The organism is Streptomyces sp. NPDC046465, assembly GCF_040646035.1.
Classification (GTDB): Bacteria; Actinomycetota; Actinomycetes; order Streptomycetales; family Streptomycetaceae; genus Streptomyces.
The window spans coordinates 353,734-370,411 of record NZ_JBEYZK010000005.1 but is presented as its reverse complement, the minus strand read 5'-3'; the positions used below and the strand labels follow the sequence as shown (position 1 = coordinate 370,411).

Sequence of the window (16,678 nt, the reverse complement as noted above, 5' to 3'; positions counted from 1 at the left end):
TTCACCGGCAAGATGCTCGACGAGCGCCTCGGCAAGATCACCTTCTGGACGCTGTTCATCGGCTTCCACGGCACGTTCCTCGTCCAGCACTGGCTCGGTACGGGCGGGATGCTCCGCCGGGTCCCCGACTATCTGGCGGTGGAGGGCTTCACCACGCTCAACACCGTGTCGACGATCTTCTCCTTCGTCCTCGGCCTGTCGTTCCTGCCGTTCTTCTACAACATCTGGAAGACCGCCAAGTACGGCAAGAAGATCGAGGTCGACGACCCGTGGGGCTACGGCCGCTCGCTGGAGTGGACGACCTCCTGCCCGCCGCCGCGGCACAACTTCGAGTCCCTGCCGCGCATCCGCTCGGAATCCCCCGCGTTCGACCTGCACCACCCCGAGATCGCGGCGGCCGAGCAGCGGGCCCTGCGGTGACGGCGATGGACGACGGAACCGTGCAGGTGCGGGCCTTCATCAACGAGGTCGAGGGCCATCTCCTCGTGGAGGCGGCCCGTGCCGACGGCCGTACGGCTGCCCAGCACTTCACCCGGCGGCTCCCCTGGCTGAGCGATACGCAGCGCGCCGAGGTCGAACAGCTCTACGCCGAGGAGCATCTGTCGCTCACCCGGCACAGCTGGCAGCACATCGCCCGCCGCGGGCACCAACTGCGCACCGAGTACGAGGAGACGTACCGCGTCCTGCGCCAACGCCTTCTCGTCCGGGGCCTGCTGGGGCTCGCCCTCGCCTCGTCGCTCGTGGCCCTGGTGGCGGGTTCCGTCCTGTAGCGGAACAGCGGAAGCCGCGCAGCCTCGTCAGCACCGCTACACCGACACTCTGCCAATGGGTGAATATGCCCGGCCGGGGCATAGGCGGATGTTCTGATACGTCTCCTTGTCGACGTTACCTCTGGAGTGACATGCGTACCCGTAACCTGCCCCTCGCTCTGAGCCTCGCTGCCCTCGCCCTGGCCGGTGGCGCCGGGAGTGCGGCCGCCATCGGCGACGACACCGGCACCCAGAGCGCCAGCGGAAACGGCGCCGGGCAGGCGTTCGGCAACAGCGCCACCCATGGCGCGCAGAGCCCTCAGCTCACCGCGGTCCAGGGCTCGCTGAACAAGGTCTGCGTCGGAATCCCCGTCAAGGCGAACGTCGGCGCCCTCGTGGGAATCCTCGTCCCGGTCGCGGTCCAGGACATCCCGATCCTCTCGGCGCCGCAGAACCAGCAGTGCACCGAGAACTCCACGCAGGCCAAGCAGGACGAGCCGCTGTCGCACATCGCCGAGGACATCTCGGCCCTCTCCGGCAACGGCACCGCCAACCGGTAGGAACTCCGCCTTCCAGGCTTCCAGGCACACGCGCAAGGCCCGGCACTCAGGTGCCGGGCCTTCCGTGCGCCGAAGGGGCCAGCCCTTCGGCCCGATACGGCTGGTCAGTTGTTCGCGCAGGTGTTGCCGGTGCCACCCGCTCAGGTCAACGGCCATGGGCCACCCGGCCTCGGACCCGGTTTTCATCGCCGGGGACGGAACTCCGCGGGTCGCAACCGGCGTCGTGAAGATCATGATGAACATGGACAGCACGACGCTCGGCGAGCTCTTCCAGGCCTGGGACGAGGTACGGGAGGAGTACCGGACCTCCCGCGACGACGGTTACGACCGCACGGTCCTCGACTGCGCGGCCCGTCTCGCCGACGACCCCGGCGGCGAGTCCGCGTACATATGGACGTTCGGCCTTGTCGTGATGTCCCCCTACGTCACCTGGCTGCCGGGCGAGGGTGTCGTCGACGCCACCACGGCGGCCCTTGCCGCCACCGACCGCGCGCTGCGGGACCGGCCGTGCGACCACGCCTCCCACCCGTACGAGAGCCATGACGGCGAGGACGACATGAACCTCACCGAACGGCTCTCCGAACTCGCCGACGACCAGGTCGAATGGCACGAGGACCGGCCCCGTGAGGAGTGGGGCTGTCCGCGCAATGTCGCCGGGTTCGCGCGGATCGCCCTGGACGTCGTCGAGCCGGGCTCGGTCACGGACGTCCCGCCGCGGCTGCCCGCGGAGGCCCAGGAGGCCATCCAGACACTGTCGGCGCTGCTGCACGGCTACCCGAAGCCGTGGACCGACATCGACGACGAGATCGCCTCGCAGGGCTGGAGCCTGTCCCGCGCGGAACCGGCGGACCGTGCCGGGCACCTGCTGGTGGTCCGGGCGGTGACCTGGTACGCCGTCTCCGGCATGGTGCGGACGAAGTCGGTGCTCGACGACCTGGTCGAGGCGGTGGAAAAGACGCTGCCGCACTTCGCCGGTGCGTCGTGCGCGCACACATGGCATGCCACCTTGCCCGACAGCGGCCCGGAGGCCGCCGAGGTCGGCGTCATCCTGAGCAGTCCCGGTGGCCGCGGGGTCTACGAGCGGGACCGTGCCGAGTCGGGGCGGGGCGCGCCCCTGGAGCACGTCGTGTGCCCGGTCTTCATGGCGGAGGTCGCGGAGAAGACGCTGTCGCTGCTGCGTGCGCGCCGCGAGGCGCTTTTCGGGGACCGTGACACCTCCCACGTCGACGCCGAGTATCTGCGCGCGGACGGGCGGCTGGACATCGAGAAGATCGTGCAACGGCTCGAACCGCGGAGCTGGAACGAGGAGTACGCCGACGATCTGAGCCTCTGGGCCGCTCGCCGGTACGAGGAGGCCGACGGCCGGGAACGTGCGGTGCTGCTCGTCACCGCCTACCAGGCGGCGGAGAACTCGTACCCGAGCCCGCCGCTCCCGGTCGTCCGGGGCATCCTCAAGACGATGCGCGCCGTCGCCGCCGCTCCCCGCCCGCAGGAGTGCGCACACGACGACGAGCACCCGAAGCTGCGCTACGCGGAGTTCCGCTACGGCATGGCGCACTTCTACGCGCCGGAGGAGTTCCCGCCGGTGGAGACGGACCGCAGCCCGGAGTCCTGGACCTGCCCACGATTCGCCGGGACGGTCGCCGAGCAGTGCGTCAGCAGCCTGGCAGGTCTCTACGAAGACGAGAGCGAGGACGGGGGCGAGGACGGGAGCGAGGGCGTCAGCCCTTGAACCTCAGCATGGCGTGCGCCGCCCTTCGCTCACGCCCTCGCTCGGACGGGGTGCGTCACCAGATCCGTACGCGCTCCGCACGGTCCAGCCACAGCCCGTCGCCCTCCGCCGTGCCGAACGCCTCGTGGAACTCGTCGAGGTTGCGGACGATGTTGGCGCGGAACTCCGGCGGCGAGTGCGGGTCGATCGTCAGGTACTGCTGCTCCTGCTCCTTGCGGCGCAGGGTGCGCCAGCAGTAGGCCCAGTTCATGAAGAGCCGCTGCGAGCCGGTGAGGCCGTCGTTCTCGGGCATCGGCGCGCCGTCGAGCGCGATGAGGTACGCGGTGTGGCCGATGGTCAGGCCGCCCAGGTCACCGATGTTCTCGCCGACGGTCAGCGAGCCGTTGACGAACTCGCCCGGGAGGTTGCGGGGCGAGAAGGCGTCGTACTGCTGGATGAGCGCCTTCGACTTCGCCTCGAAGGCGGTCTTGTCCGCGGCGGTCCACCAGTCGTTCAGGTTGCCCGCGCCGTCGTACTGCGCGCCCTGGTCGTCGAAGCCGTGGCCGATCTCGTGGCCGATGACCGAGCCGATGCCGCCGTAGTTCTCCGCCGGGTCGGCGTCCGGCGCGAAGAACGGCTTCTGCAGGATGCCCGCGGGGAAGCAGATCTCGTTGGTGCCCGGGTTGTAGTACGCGTTGACGGTCTGCGGCAGCATGAACCACTCGTCGCGGTCGACCGGCGAGCCGATCTTGGCGAGCTCCCGGTCGGACTCGAACGCGGACGCCGCCTGCGCGTTGGCGAGCAGGTCGTCGGCCGAGACCTGCAGCGCGGAGTAGTCGCGGAAGGTGTCGGGGTAGCCGATCTTGGGGCGGAACGTGGCGAGCTTCTCGTACGCCCGTTCCTTCGTCTCGTCGGTCATCCAGTCGAGGCGGGCGATCGACTGGCGGTAGGCCTCGAGGAGGTTGGCGACGAGGTCGTCCATCATCGCCTTGGACGACGGCGGGAAGTGCCGTGCGACGTACTCCTTGCCGACGGCCTCGCCCATGGCGCCCTCGACGAGGGCGACGGCGCGCTTCCAGCGGGCGCGCAGCTCCGGGGTGCCGTTGAGGGTGCGGCCGTAGAACTCGAAGTTGTTGCGTACAAAGTCGTCCGTCAGGTACGGCGCGCAGGAGCGCAGTACGCGCGTGAGCGCCCAGTCCCGCCACTGCTCGATCGGCACCTCGGCGAGGACCGTGGAGAGGTGGGCGAGGTAGGACGGCTGGCGGACGCAGGTCTCCGCGATGGTGGCGTCCGAGCCGCCGAGCCCGGTGACGAAGCCGCGCCAGTCGAACTCCGGCGCGAGCGTGGTCAGTTCGTCGAGGGTGGTGAGGTTGTAGGTCTTCAGTACGTCACGGGTCTCGGCCCGCTCCCAGTGTCCCGCCGCGAGCTTCGTCTCCAGCGCGAGAACCGTGCGCGCGGCGCCGGCCGGGTCCTCGTGCTTGCCGAGGGCGAGGAGCTCGGTGAGGTGGGCGAGGTACTTCTCGCGGATCTCGGCGAACTTCTCTTCGCGGTAGTACGACTCGTCGGGCAGGCCGAGCCCGCCCTGGAGGAGATTGAAGAGGTAGCGGTCGGAGTCGCGGTCGTCCGAGTCGATGTACGAGCCGAAGAGGCCGGAGCCGCCGATCCGCTCGAAACGGCCGAGGAAGGCGGCGAGCTCCCGGGTGTCCCGCAGGGCCACCACCTCGTCGATCAAGGGCTGGGCGGGGGCGAGGCCGCGGGCCGCGATGGTCTCCTCGTCCATGAAGGAGGCGTACAGCGCGGCGATCTTCCGGGCGTCCTCGGAGGCCGCGCCGGGGTCGGCCGAGGCCTGCGCCGCCAGCTCCTGGATGATCGTCTTGACCTGCTGCTCCGCCGTGTCGGCCAGCTGCACGAAGGGGCCCCAGCTGGAGCGGTCCTCGGGGATCTTCTCGGTGTCCAGCCAGACGCCGTTGACGTGTCCGAAGAGATCGTCCTGCGGTCGGATCTCGGGGTTCATGCCCGGGCGGGCGTCATCCAGAATGCTCATCCAGGCAGCCTATGCGAGCGGCCGCCCCGACACGACGGCCATTATGGCGGTGACCGTGCGGAGTCACGGGAGCACGCCAACTCGCGCGCAAAACATCTCAATAGGAGAGATAAACTATTACGTCAATCTCGTACGCCTGTGACATCCATACACATGTGACACCCAGGAGAACATCCGTGACCGTAGCCTTCTCCCCCTCCGAGGATGCCACCACCTCCGAGGCGAGCGCCGCCCCCGAGGAAGCCATGTGGTCCGCGGAGCCCGACGCGGCAGAGCTGGTCGCCGAGGACGCCCGTGACTTCGGGGCGTACGCGCGCACCGGAGGCTGGGCCTTCGGTCTCAAGGTCGCCCGCAGCGTGCGGCCCGGCGGACAGGGCGCGGGCGAGACGCCGAAGGTCTCGGCCAAGGAGTTCGCCGAGCTGGCAGGCTGCTCGGCCGACCGCGTCATGCGCTACTACAAGGCCTGGGACAAGGCCGCCGACGACGGCATGGTCCCGCACTTCGAGGCGCTCTCCCCCGGCATGGACGTCGAACTCCCCGACGCCGACATCTGGTTGTCCTACTACACCGCCCGCTCCAGCGCCCTCACCCGGCGCGGCGAGGCGATCACCGAGGCAGCCGAGGCCGAGGGCATCCGGCCCACCAAGGCGCTGGAGGTCGCGGAGAACCCCACCGCCCTGCGCGCCGCGATCCTCGCCGACCCCGGCACCGCCGAAGCGGCCCGCAAGGCCCTGATGGACCGCCTCGACGAGGACCCGGCGCTGCGCACGGAGCTGGTCCGCGACATCGTCCGCGCCGATGACCTCAAGAAGGCCGTGGCGGCCGAGGCGAAGGCGGGCGACCGCGTCGACTACGTCCGCCAGATCGTGGAGAAGGGCCAGGTCAAGACCCCCGCGGGGCAGATGATCGACGCACCCGCCGAGCTGCGCGAGGAGGCCGAGCGCCACCTCTCCCTGATCGACGAGCTGGACAACGGCGAAGACTCCGGCGAGTGGGCGCGCGAGGCGTACGACACGGTCCGCGACATGGTGGCACAGACGGTTCAGGGCGACCCTGAGCTGCGGGTGCAGGAGCGGCGCGCGAAGTTCTACAGCAGCCTGCAGAAGGCGACGAAGGTCTTCGAAGAGCTGACGTTCGACGATGTGGACGAGATCGACGACATCTACGAGGACGACATGGTGCGGCGGCTCGAAGACCTCCAGCAGGCCATCGGCGCGTGCATCACCGCCCTCCAGACGGCGACCGCCCAGCAGGAGCAGGCCTCTTCCTGACGCTCTCCCCCCTCCCGGTCCGGACTCCGTCCCGTACGTCCCGTACGCCCCGAGGTTGATCACGGCCTCGTCCGTAGCACTCGAGTCGTACGCGATGACCCGCACCGGGAGGGATTCGCCGCCCCGGGCCCGGCTCGTAGGTTCTTGATCACGTCACTGTGCCGACTGATCGAGAGGCCTCGGATCCATGTACGTCAAGGCATTCGCCCCGGAGTACCAGGGCGAGCTGCGCTCGGAGCTGACCGTCAACTCCTCCTACGAGGAGGTCCGCGCCACCGCGGGCCGTGCCCTCTCCCGGGCGGGCGGCGCGGCCGAGCGGGCGCGGGCCACCCTCGCGCTCGCCGAGGCCAGCCGGCGGCTCGGCCTGGTCGACGACGCGGGCGCCGCCTGGCGGCAGAGCTACCGCGACGCGCGTGCCGCCGGGGACGGCGGGGCCATGGCCTGGGCGCTGTGGAGCGGCGGCACCCTGGCGCGGCAGTGCGGGGCACTGCCGCTCGCCCGGCGGCTGCTCGCGCACTCGGTCGAGCTGGCCACGGGCAGCGGCGACGACCTCGCGCACGGCTACGCGCTCGCGGGTCTCGCCGAGACGGGCCGCATCCAGGGCGACTACGCGGCCGTCGCCGCGCTCCACGAGGAGCTCCTCGAGCAGGGGCGGGCGCGCGGCGAGGCGCGGCACATGGTCTGGGCGATGACGGGGATAGCGCAGATGCACCGGAACTCCGGGGACCACGCGAAGGCCCTGGAACTGTTCGAGGAGTCGGTCCGCGTCGCCACCGACGCGGACGACGCGCGGGGCCGCGCCTGGTCGCTGCGGGGCGTGGCCGACGTGCTCTCGCTGCGGGGCGAGCCGGACCGGGCGCTGGCCCTGCTGTCCGAGGCCGAGGAGGTGTGCCGGGCCATGGACCTGGCGAGCGCGCTCGCCTACAACCACAAGATGCGCGGCAACGTCCTGTACCGGGCCGGGCGTTACGCGGCGGCCGAGGACACCTACGCCGTCGCGCTTGAGGAGTTCGACGCGATGAGTGAGCCGCGCGGTTCCGCGCTGTCCAGGCTCGGCCTGGCGAAGTGCCGGGCGCGGCTCGGGCGGGACAGGGAGGCGACACTCGCCGAACTGGCCGTGCTGGAGGCCGACTTCGGCCGCATGGGCCTGCGGCACGCGCGCGACATGGTGGTCGCCTTCCGCGCCGAGACGACGCCCGCCGCGACCGCTGCGACCGCTGCGACCGCCCTCAGCGTGTGAGCGTGATGCGGATTCCGACCGTGCCCTTCAGGCCGCGGCGGACCCTGCTGCCGAACAGGGTGAGGAAGCCGACGACCCCGTACTTGTGCAGGATCAGGGTGCGGTAGCGGGCCGTGTCGTCCGGCTCGCAGATCTCGGCGGTGGCGGGCACCTGCTCGCCCGTGGGCTTGCCCCGCCGGTCGCACGGTCCGACCATCACGTCCGCGCGCCTGCGGATCCGCTTCACCTTCCAGGAGTCCCCGGGCGTCCAGATGCCGAGCGCGCCGTCGTCCGCGACGACCCAGACGGGGCTCGGTACCAGGGTGCCGTCTTTCTTGTAGCTGCTGACCAGCAAGTACTTTCCGGTGCTGAGCCGCGTCAGCAGGGTATCGACCATGCCGCGAGTCTAGGTCCGGCCCAGTGGACGGACTCGGCGGGCGGGACGGAAGGACAGAAGGACAGATCACGTAACCCCTTATATTGGTTACATGGAACAGCCTCTGCCGTCCCCCGGCATGCCGATGACGTCCCGCAGCGGATCCACCTACCGCTTCGACCCCGGCACGCTCTGCCTGGAGCTGCTCACCACCGGCGGCCCCGGCGAGTTCCAGCGGTACGAGATACTGCACGCGCCCGGCGACCTGACCGCGTGGGCCGAGCGGTCGCGGCTGACGCCCACACCGGTGGTGGAGGTGTCCGACGCCGAGGTGACCGCCGCCCGGCGGCTGCGCGACGCCCTGTTCCGCGCGACGACCGCCCGAGCCCTCGACGGGCCGGCCGAACCGGCCGACGTCGACGTCATCAACGAAGCCGCCGCCCACCCGCCGCTGGCTCCCGCCGTCGCACCGGACGGCGGTCGCTGCTGGTCCGGCCCCGCCGATGGGACCCGCCTGCTCGCCACCGTGGCACGCGACGCCGTGGAGCTCCTGACCGGGCCGTTCGCGCACCGCATCCGGATGTGCTCGGCCGGAAACTGCTGCCTGATCTACGTCGACACCTCACGCCCCGGCCGCCGCCGCTGGTGCTCGATGGAGCACTGCGGCAACCGCAACAAGGTCAGGACGCTGCGCGCGCGCCGCTCCGACGAGGAGCGGGGATGAGCACCTCGGAACGCGTGGCAGGGACGCTGCGCCCCGTCGATCTGGCCCGCGCGGCCGGTCTCTCCCCGCAGCAGATCCGCAACTACGCCGACGCGGGCATCCTGCCGCCCGCCCCGCGCTCCCCGACCGGCTACCGCAGGTTCGACGCGGGACACCGGCAGGCCCTGCTCGTCTACCGCGCCCTGGTCCGCGGCCACGGTTCGGGCACGGCGCAGGAGGTCATGCGGGCCGTGCACGCCGGGGACGTGGAGCGGGCGCTGGCGCTGGTCGACGCCGGGCACGCCGTCCTGCACGATCAGCGGGGTGCGCTGCGGACGACGGGCGAAGCGCTGGAAGCCGTCGCGGAGGACGGACCCGAGGCCCCCGCCCTGCCGCGCTCGCGGCTGCGCATCGGAGAGGTGGCCGCCCACCTGGGCGTGCGCGCCTCGGCACTGCGGGTCTGGGAGGCCGCCGGACTCCTGACGCCGTCCCGCGATCCGGGCACGCACTACCGCTCGTATCTCCCCGCCGACGTCCGCGACGCACGCATCGTCCACATGCTCCGGCAGAGCCACTACCTGCTGCCGCAGATCCGCCCGGTCCTCGACGACCTGCGCCGCAGCGGCAGCGTCGGAGCGCTCCGCTCGGCGCTTGCGCAGCGCGAGACAGCACTGAACCAGCAGGCACGGGCGATGCTGGAGGGCGCGGCCCACCTGCACGGCTACCTCGCGGACCGGTCCGGGGCCGATGCCGGGGCCGGGTGAGCGATCGGCGTCAGACCTTCACCCACGGAGTCACGTCGGTCACCGCGGCCACCGGCAGCGGCCCGTAGAGGTGCGGGAACTCGACGCCGCCGGGCTTCGCGGCCTCGAAGCGCAGCGGCGCGGTCAGGCGTTCGCTGTCGATGGTGAGGACCACAAGGTCGTCCGGGCCCGCATAGTCCCCATAGAGGAACTCGGCCACGCCCCGCAGCTGCTCCGGCAGCGAGCAGTGGATGAAGCCCTCCTCGCTGAGCGTCTTCCCACGGGTCGACATCTCGTACGTCCCGGCCTCGCGGGCCGCGTCCCACAGGGCGCGCTCAGTGATGTGCAGCAGTAGCGTCATGGATCAACGGTAATCGGTACGGGTCAGGGCTGGACGGCCTCCAGGGCTTCGGCGAGAGCGGTGTGGAAGTAGGCGTGCTGCCGTGCGCTGGGCGGCAGTTCGGGGTTCCACGGCAGGGCGGGGACGCCGGGGCCGAAGACGTCGCCCAGCGGCGCCGCGTTGCCGCGCACGTCGGTGAGGACGAGGTCCGGCTCCAGTGCGGCCGCCGCCGCCCAGGTGGTGGTCGACCAGTTGGCGCCCTGCCCGGGGTCCGGGTCCACGAGGCCGACGCCGAAACCGGTGAGCGCGGCGAGGTCGGGCCAGGCGAACGGCCTGGCCAGGTGGACCGCGTCGGGGCCCGCCGGGGAGAGGGCGAGCACACGCGGCCGTGCGGGTCCCGCGGCCGCGGTGGTCAACCGGCGCTCGGCAGCGGCGAGTTCGGCGTCCGCCTCGGGGCGCGCCGGGGCGCCCAGGCTGCGCGCGAGTGCGGTGACGCGGTCCCGGATACCGGCGAGGCTGCGGCCGCCCCCGACATCGAGCACGACGAGCGGGACGTGCTCCTCCAGGTGCTTGGCGGCTTCCGGGTCGATGCCGTAGACCTGCCCGCCGCCGTAGGTGAGCGCCACGACCAGGTCGGGCGCGGCGGCGAGGAGGGCGTCCAGGTCGAGTGCGGGGCCGGCACCGAAGTAGGGCAGGCCCGTCGGGGGGAGGCTGCCCGTCTTGGCCGGGTCCGGCAGGGCCGGGTCGTCGTGCGCCGATCCGAAGAGGCCTGCGGGGCGTATGCCGTGGTCGTACAGTGCCGCGCCGGTCGGCACGTAGGCGACCGGCCGGGACGGGCGGCGCCCTGTCCTGACCAGGTGGTCCCGGTCGTCGGTGAACTCCCAGCCCCGGTCCATGCCTTGTGCCATGATGTCCGCCCCCTCCTGCCGTGCCGCGCCGTGGCCCGTCGTGCCGTGGCCGTCCCGGTGCTACCTGCCCGGGCGCACCCAGGAGTACACGGGGCCCATCACACGGCCGTCAGGCGTCCAGGCGTCGCCGGGTGAGCCAGGTGACGATCTCCGGATCGTGATGGTCGAAGAACTGCGACTCCCCGGTGTCAAGGGTGGTGATCTGGGCCATCTGATGGTCGGAGAGTTCGAAGTCGAAGATGTCGATGTTCTCCGCCATGCGTCCGGCGCGGACCGACTTGGGGATCGCGCCGATGCCGCGCTGGATCAGCCACCGGAGGACGACCTGTGCCACGGACTTGCCGTACTGCTTGCCGATCTCCCGCAGCAACGGCATGGCGAACAGGTCGTTCCTGCCCTCGGCGAAGCCGCCCCAGGACTGCATCTGGACGCCGTGCTCGCGCATGACGTCGTGGTCGGCGGCGCGCTGGAAGAACGGGTGGGTCTCGATCTGGTCGACCGCGGGCGTGACGCCGTTGTTGAGGGTGAGGTCGATCAGCCGGTCGGGGTAGAAGTTGGCGACGCCGATCGCCCTGGCGTGGCCCTCGCGGTGCAGGGCTTCCATGGCGCGCCACTGTCCGTACACGTCGCCGTAGGGCTGGTGCATCAAGTACAGGTCGAGGTGGTCGAGGCCCAGCTTGGCCAGCGACGTCTCGAAGGCGCGTCGTGTGCTGTCCTCGGCGGGAGCGTCCTGCACCCAGAGCTTGGCGGTGACGAACAGTTCCTCGCGCGGGATGCCGCTGCTCTTGATCGCCCAGCCGACGGCCTCCTCGTTGCCGAAGGCGGCGGCGGTGTCGATCAGCCGGTATCCGGCGGCGAGGGCTTCGGAGACGGCCTGCTCCGTCAGCTCCGGCGGGATCTGGTGGACACCGAAGCCGAGGAGCGGCATCTCGGTGCCGTTGTTCAGGGTGACGTACTCCATGGTGCTTCCTTCGCTGCCGCGAGCAGGGCCAGTCGGCGTCCACCGGCAAGTCCACTGTCGCCCGCCCTCCCCCACGGCGCCCGCCCGGACCGCCGACCGGGGTCCCGCGTGGTCGGCACCGCCCCCCGTATGGCGCAAGCGGCGCTCACGGGGGGGGCGGTCACGGAGAGGCGGTCACGGAGAGGGCGTCACTTCTTCGCACACAGTGCGGTGTCGACGAGCCGGTCGGTGCGGTCGTCGCGATCCTCCGAGGCCAGGTTGGTGGACCGCATGACGATGACCCCCTTCTTGCCCTTGTCGGTGAAGCCGTTGGCGTTCAGGTGGCCGAGGGTGGTCCCGCCGTGCCCCCAGGACCAGCCTCCGCAGCTGAGCCGCGTCCGGAAGATGCCCAGGCCCATCTCCGTCGCCACCTTCTCGCTCGCCTCCGGGGCGGGCACCGTCCTGAGCATCTGCGCCATCTGCCGCGGCGCGAGCAGTTTGCCGCCGAGGAGGCTCTGCCAGAAGCGCGTGAGGTCGTTCGACGTGGTGATGAGGTCGCCTGCCGAGCCGCCCCAGGTCATGCTCACCTCGGTGCTGTCGACCAAGCGGCCCCCGGGCTTGAACTGCTGGTAGCCCTTGGCATGCGGCTGAGGCAGCCCCGTGCGCGTGCCCGCGGAGAACGTGTGCTTCAGGCCGAGGGGCTCGATGATCCGCTCCCGCACCTCGTCGCTCCAGTGCTGCCCCGTCACCTTCTCGATGATCATCCCGACCAGGATGTAGCCGGTGTTGGAGTAGCTCCAGCCCTTGCCGGGCTCGAAGAGGGGCCGGTGGCGCACGGCCATGTCGACCAGCTCGCGGGGCTCGTAGCGGTCGAAGCGGTGCTTCTGGAACTCCGCCTCGTCGGTGATGGGCAGGCTATCGTCGTAGTCGGGCAGGCCGCTGGTGTGCTGCAGCAACTCGCGTACGGTGATCCGTCGGCCGTCGTTGCCGTTGGCGTCGACCACGCCGGGCAGCCACCGGTGGACGGTGTCGTTCAGGCGTATTCGGCCTTCGGCGACCAGTTGCAGCACGACGGTGGAGACGAAGGTCTTGGTGTTGCTGCCCATCCGGAAGTAGCCCTGGCGCGGGACCGGTTGTCCGGTCTCGCGGTCGGCGGTTCCGCTCCGCACGGAGTTGCGGTGCTTTCCGTCCACCAGAGTGGCCTCGGCGCCCACCACCCCGTCCTTGCGGACGATGTCGTCAAGGTCCCGCTGGAGGTCGGCCCGGCCGTAACCGGTGCGGTCGTGGTCGGACCCGGCCCACGCGGTGGAGACCGGCATCGCCAGCGTGGCCGCCACCGCGATCGCCGCCACCGAGCCGAGGGCGACCTTGCGGCGCACCGGGGCGGACCGGGGGTGGGCGGTGGCACGCATGGAGGACTTTCGCAGCTGCGTCATGGTGGTTACCTCACCTCGCTGGGAGTAGCTCGGAGTCACTCCACCAGCCGTGCGGATAACGGGAGTTGGAGTACCGAGCAAGTCGCCGGGCGGTTCGCTCGGCGCAAGATCATTCACCCATGCGAGGACAGCCGCACGCCATGGAGGTGCCCCCCTGACGGGAGGTACGGAGAACCCCACCCTGACAGGCAAGTCGCTGCCGGACGCTGTTCGAGAAATGCGCGAAGCTGGTGACCGAGCGCCGTCTGAGGCTGTCCCGCCAGGCGTCCGCTCAGACCCTCACCCGATCCACCGGAGGAATCCCCATGAGGATCAACCTGACCAGCGTCTTCGTCGACGACCAGGACAAGGCCCTGCGTTTCTACACGGACGTGCTGGGCTTTGTGAAGAAGGCCGAGGACCCGTCGGAAGGAGAACGCTGGCTCACCGTGGTCTCCCCGGACGAGCCCGACGGAACCGAGCTGCTGCTCGAACCGGACGGGCACCCCGCGGTGAAGCCGTACAAGTCGGCGCTCGTCGAGGACGGCATCCCGGCCGCGGCCTTCGCCGTGGACGACGTGCGGGCGGAGTTCGAGCGGCTGCGCGCGGCCGGTGTGCGCTTCACCCAGGAACCGGCGGAGATGGGTCCGGTCACCGTCGCGGTCCTGGACGACACGTGCGGCAATCTGATTCAGATCATGCACGGCGGGTAGGGCAGGCGCACGTCACCTCCGCAACCAGTGGCCCGCGCCCCATGCCCAGTCGGTGAACAGAGCCTCGTCCCCCAGCACTTCGACGCCGTCGGCCTCGGTGGGCCCGCGGCGCTGGTACAGGCGCAGCAGGAGGTCCGTGAGCGGGCCTCGTACGGCGGTGGCCGCCTTCGCGTGGGCGTGGGCCCAGGTGATCGGCTCCCCGGTGAGGTCGATCAGCCACTCCCCCATCCCTTCGGGGGCGTCCGTAGCATGGAGGTGGAGCGTGCGGCCGGGGCCGAGCAGCGCGCGCCGCGCGTCCTGCGTCTCGTACGCCTGGTTCAGGGCGCTGAACTCGATCCACTCGTCGAGACCGTCGAGCGCGACGTCCGCGTCGAGGGTGTACGTGCCGCCGACCGCTGCCGTCGCGTCGAAGCGGTGGACGACGGTTTCGTACGTCATGCGGCGGGCCCAGAAGAGCGGCGTGCCGCCCGGGGCCACCGTCCACACCTCGACGTCCGGGCCCGCCTCCCGAAGGGTGTCCGCGAATCGGGCGGCCCCTTCCGTGAGCCAGTCGGAGAGAGCGGGGATGTCGTCGTCCGCCTCGGGCGTCACATGGTTGACCTGCTCGTCGGGGACCGGTCCGGTGGCCCGGGTGCGTACGACCGTCTCGGCCCAGCGGTGCGTGCCGCCGACGTGGCGCAGCAGGTGCGCGAGGGTCCACCCGGGGCACCCCGGCACGGGCGCGGTGGCCTTCGCACCGGCGACGGCAGAGGTCAACTGGGCTGTCTGGTCGACGATTCGGTCGGCGTAACGGTCCTGGACCGCTCTGCGGCCGGGGCTGGGGCGCGTCATGTCGTCACGGTAGACCACGGGTTGCAGGATGCCGGGCACGAACCAGGGACTGATGAGGACCGAGGGGTGCGAGGGGGCGGGGCGCGTGGGCCGCTGGGGCGTCGGCCTGGAGGGCCGCGGGCTCTCGGTCATGCCGACGTCGCCAGGAACTGGGTCGCCGCGAGCTCTCCGTACAGCGGGTCCGCCGCGACCAGTTCGGCGTGCGTGCCCACCGCCCGTACCTTTCCCGCGTCCATCACCACGATCCGGTCCGCCATCGTCACCGTCGACAGACGGTGCGCCACGACCAGGACGGTGACCTCGCGGGACACCTCGTCCACCACGTCCCGCAGGGCCAGTTCGTTGACCGCGTCGAGCTGTGAGGTCGCCTCGTCGAGCAGCAGCAGGCGGGGCTTTCTGAGCAGGGCCCTGGCGATCGCCACCCGTTGCCGCTCGCCGCCGGACAGCTTGGAGCCCCGGTGGCCGACCACCGTGTCCAGGCCCTCCGGCAGCCGCTCGACGACGGCGTCGAGCCGTGCGCGTGCCAGAACGTCCCTGACCTCGGCGTCGGTGGCGTCCGGCGCCGCGAAGAGGAGGTTCTCGCCCAGGGTGCCCGCGAGGACGGGGGCGTCCTGCTCCACGTACCCGATGGCCGCCCGCAGTTCGGCGAGGGGCCATTCGCGCACGTCCCTGCCGTCGACCAGGATCCGGCCGCCCGTCACCTCGTAGAACCGCTCGATGAGGCCGAACACGGTGGTCTTGCCCGCGCCCGACGGTCCGACGAACGCGGTCATGCCCGGCCCCGGAACCTCGAAGTGCACGCCGTGATGCACGTACGGAAGGTCGTCGCGGTAGCGGAAGGTCACGTCCTCGAAGGTGACCGAAGCCGCGCCCGAAGGGGGCGCGGGACGGTGCGCGGCCCGTACCGGCTCCCCTGTTGATCCCCCTGCCTCCGTCCGCTCGGTCTCCAGGCGTTCGGCCCGCACGATGCGGGCGACCGCCGCCGACCCCACCTGGTACTGCGACGCCGCCTCGACCAGGCGCGACACCGGGTCGATCAGATAGAAGAGGAAGAGCAGGAACGCCACGAGCGTCGAGACGGATATCGCGCCCGACGCGACCCGCGCGCCGCCGATCCCGAGCACCGCGAGGAACGACACCTGCACCGCGAGACCCACCGCACTCCACGCCAGGGACTGCCATTTCGCCGAGCGCACCCCGTGCCGCCACGCTTCCTGCGCGGCCGCCTCCACCGCCGCCGCCTCGCGCTGCTCCGCGCCGGATGCCTTCAGCGTCCGGAAGGCGCCGAACGCCCGCTCCAGGGCGGTCGAGATGGTGCCCACCGCCTCCTGCGCCCGCTCCGTGGACCGGGCGATCTTTGGCATGACCAGGGAGACCGCGCCACCGATCAGCACGATCACCCCCATCGTCACGCCGAGCAGCACCGGGTCCATCAGCCCCATCATCACGATCGTCGCGAGGAAGGTGAGCCCGCCGGACGCGGCGGCCACCACGGACTGGGTCGTCACCGCCCGCAGCAGCGTCGTGTCCGAGGTGACGCGGGACATCAGGTCACCCGGCTGGGTCCGCTCCACCTCCGCGAGACGCAGCCGCAGCAGCCGCCCGATGAGGGTGCGCCGCGCCGCGAGCACGACGGACTCGGCGGTGCGCTCGAGGACGTACGCGCCGACGGACTCGATCGCCGTGCCGAGCAACACCAGGGCGGTGAGGAGCACCAGGACGCCGGTGATGGAGTCGTCGCTGCCGAGCCTGTCCACAAGGGACTTGGCCGCCAGCGGCTGCGCGAGGCCGGTCGCCGAGCCGATCAGCGTCAGGAAGGCGCCCAGCGCGACGGCTCCGCGGTGCGGCCTGAAGTGCCGGTACAGGGCGCGCCAGGTCTCTTTGGCGGGCAGTCGCTCCGGTGCGTCGGCGGCCTTGCCGGCCGACTCGGTTCCGGCGGGGGCGGGTCTTGGGGCGGGGGAAGCGTCGGTCACGTCCGGCAGGACGCGGTACGGCGAGATCCACCTGACTGACGCGGCACACAGGTTCCGTACGAGTGTCCGTATGGGTGTGCGACGCGCCACTCCCCCGTGTGATTCGGCTCCGCACTTCGGTACTCCGGCAACCGAAGAGGAGTTGGACAGTCAGCCGAGTTCCGTGCAGTGACGATTCTGCA

The 16,678-nt window shown here is 71.1% G+C and carries 17 protein-coding genes; 9 read left to right on the top strand and 8 right to left on the bottom strand.

Annotation, left to right across the window (positions count from 1 at the left end; translation table 11 throughout):
• From ABZ953_RS10915 to ABZ953_RS10900, 4 genes are all read left to right on the top strand, one after another.
• Positions 1–420: cbb3-type cytochrome c oxidase subunit I (locus ABZ953_RS10915; protein WP_361720125.1), on the top strand; the 420-nt coding region annotated here is incomplete at its 5' end.
• A 5-nt stretch (positions 421–425) separates the two neighbouring features.
• On the top strand, positions 426–770 hold the full coding sequence (locus ABZ953_RS10910) for a hypothetical protein (protein ID WP_361720122.1): 345 nt from the start codon (positions 426–428) through the stop codon (positions 768–770).
• Between the two features lie 131 nt (positions 771–901).
• The gene (locus ABZ953_RS10905; RefSeq protein WP_361720119.1) at positions 902–1,309 is read left to right on the top strand and encodes a rodlin; all 408 of its coding nucleotides are present in this window, start codon (positions 902–904) and stop codon (positions 1,307–1,309) included.
• A gap of 241 nt (positions 1,310–1,550) precedes the next feature.
• Entirely contained in the window at positions 1,551–3,041 is a 1,491-nt protein-coding gene (locus tag ABZ953_RS10900; RefSeq protein WP_361720116.1) for a hypothetical protein, read from the top strand.
• 55 nt (positions 3,042–3,096) lie between these two features.
• Here ABZ953_RS10900 and ABZ953_RS10895 read toward each other — a convergent pair whose 3' ends face one another.
• A complete protein-coding gene (locus ABZ953_RS10895; RefSeq protein WP_361720113.1) occupies positions 3,097–5,064 on the bottom strand; it encodes a M13-type metalloendopeptidase in 1,968 nt (655 codons plus the stop codon).
• A gap of 245 nt (positions 5,065–5,309) precedes the next feature.
• Between ABZ953_RS10895 and ABZ953_RS10890 the strand changes: the two genes are divergently transcribed.
• Positions 5,310–6,335, top strand: a complete 1,026-nt coding sequence (locus tag ABZ953_RS10890; protein WP_361720209.1) for a hypothetical protein — start codon at positions 5,310–5,312, stop codon at positions 6,333–6,335.
• A 187-nt stretch (positions 6,336–6,522) separates the two neighbouring features.
• Entirely contained in the window at positions 6,523–7,575 is a 1,053-nt protein-coding gene (locus ABZ953_RS10885; protein ID WP_361720110.1) for a tetratricopeptide repeat protein, read from the top strand.
• Here ABZ953_RS10885 and ABZ953_RS10880 read toward each other — a convergent pair.
• The gene (locus ABZ953_RS10880) at positions 7,565–7,951 is read right to left on the bottom strand and encodes a PPOX class F420-dependent oxidoreductase (RefSeq protein ID WP_361720107.1); all 387 of its coding nucleotides are present in this window, start codon (positions 7,949–7,951) and stop codon (positions 7,565–7,567) included. The genes ABZ953_RS10885 and ABZ953_RS10880 overlap by 11 nt on opposite strands.
• Positions 7,952–8,042: 91 nt before the next feature.
• On the opposite strand from ABZ953_RS10880, the gene ABZ953_RS10875 reads away from it, so the two are divergent.
• Positions 8,043–8,654 (top strand): CGNR zinc finger domain-containing protein, encoded by a 612-nt coding sequence (locus tag ABZ953_RS10875; RefSeq protein WP_361720104.1) that lies wholly within the window; start codon positions 8,043–8,045, stop codon positions 8,652–8,654.
• Complete coding sequence (locus ABZ953_RS10870; protein ID WP_361720102.1) at positions 8,651–9,397, top strand: MerR family DNA-binding transcriptional regulator; 747 nt, start codon at positions 8,651–8,653, stop codon at positions 9,395–9,397. The genes ABZ953_RS10875 and ABZ953_RS10870 overlap by 4 nt, the downstream gene beginning before the upstream one ends.
• Positions 9,398–9,407: 10 nt before the next feature.
• Here the strand turns inward: ABZ953_RS10870 and ABZ953_RS10865 are convergent, their stop codons facing one another.
• The 4 genes from ABZ953_RS10865 to ABZ953_RS10850 all read right to left on the bottom strand — a co-directional run bounded on the left by ABZ953_RS10865 (position 9,408) and on the right by ABZ953_RS10850 (position 13,000).
• Positions 9,408–9,737 carry a DUF952 domain-containing protein gene (locus ABZ953_RS10865; RefSeq protein ID WP_361720100.1) on the bottom strand — a complete coding sequence of 110 codons (330 nt, stop codon included), beginning with the start codon at positions 9,735–9,737 and terminating at the stop codon, positions 9,408–9,410.
• A 23-nt stretch (positions 9,738–9,760) separates the two neighbouring features.
• Entirely contained in the window at positions 9,761–10,624 is an 864-nt protein-coding gene (locus tag ABZ953_RS10860; RefSeq protein WP_361720097.1) for an ABC transporter substrate-binding protein, read from the bottom strand.
• Between the two features lie 109 nt (positions 10,625–10,733).
• Entirely contained in the window at positions 10,734–11,585 is an 852-nt protein-coding gene (locus ABZ953_RS10855; protein WP_361720094.1) for an aldo/keto reductase, read from the bottom strand.
• A gap of 188 nt (positions 11,586–11,773) precedes the next feature.
• Positions 11,774–13,000, bottom strand: a complete 1,227-nt coding sequence (locus tag ABZ953_RS10850; RefSeq protein ID WP_361720091.1) for a serine hydrolase domain-containing protein — start codon at positions 12,998–13,000, stop codon at positions 11,774–11,776.
• A gap of 305 nt (positions 13,001–13,305) precedes the next feature.
• Here ABZ953_RS10850 and ABZ953_RS10845 point away from each other — a divergent pair, with 305 nt between their 5' ends.
• Entirely contained in the window at positions 13,306–13,692 is a 387-nt protein-coding gene (locus ABZ953_RS10845; protein ID WP_361720088.1) for a VOC family protein, read from the top strand.
• Between the two features lie 12 nt (positions 13,693–13,704).
• Here the strand turns inward: ABZ953_RS10845 and ABZ953_RS10840 are convergent, their stop codons facing one another.
• Both ABZ953_RS10840 and ABZ953_RS10835 read right to left on the bottom strand, forming a co-directional pair.
• Positions 13,705–14,523 (bottom strand): maleylpyruvate isomerase family mycothiol-dependent enzyme, encoded by an 819-nt coding sequence (locus ABZ953_RS10840; RefSeq protein ID WP_361720085.1) that lies wholly within the window; start codon positions 14,521–14,523, stop codon positions 13,705–13,707.
• Between the two features lie 128 nt (positions 14,524–14,651).
• Positions 14,652–16,415 carry an ABC transporter ATP-binding protein gene (locus ABZ953_RS10835; protein WP_361720207.1) on the bottom strand — a complete coding sequence of 588 codons (1,764 nt, stop codon included), beginning with the start codon at positions 16,413–16,415 and terminating at the stop codon, positions 14,652–14,654.
• Positions 16,416–16,678 lie beyond the last annotated feature (263 nt).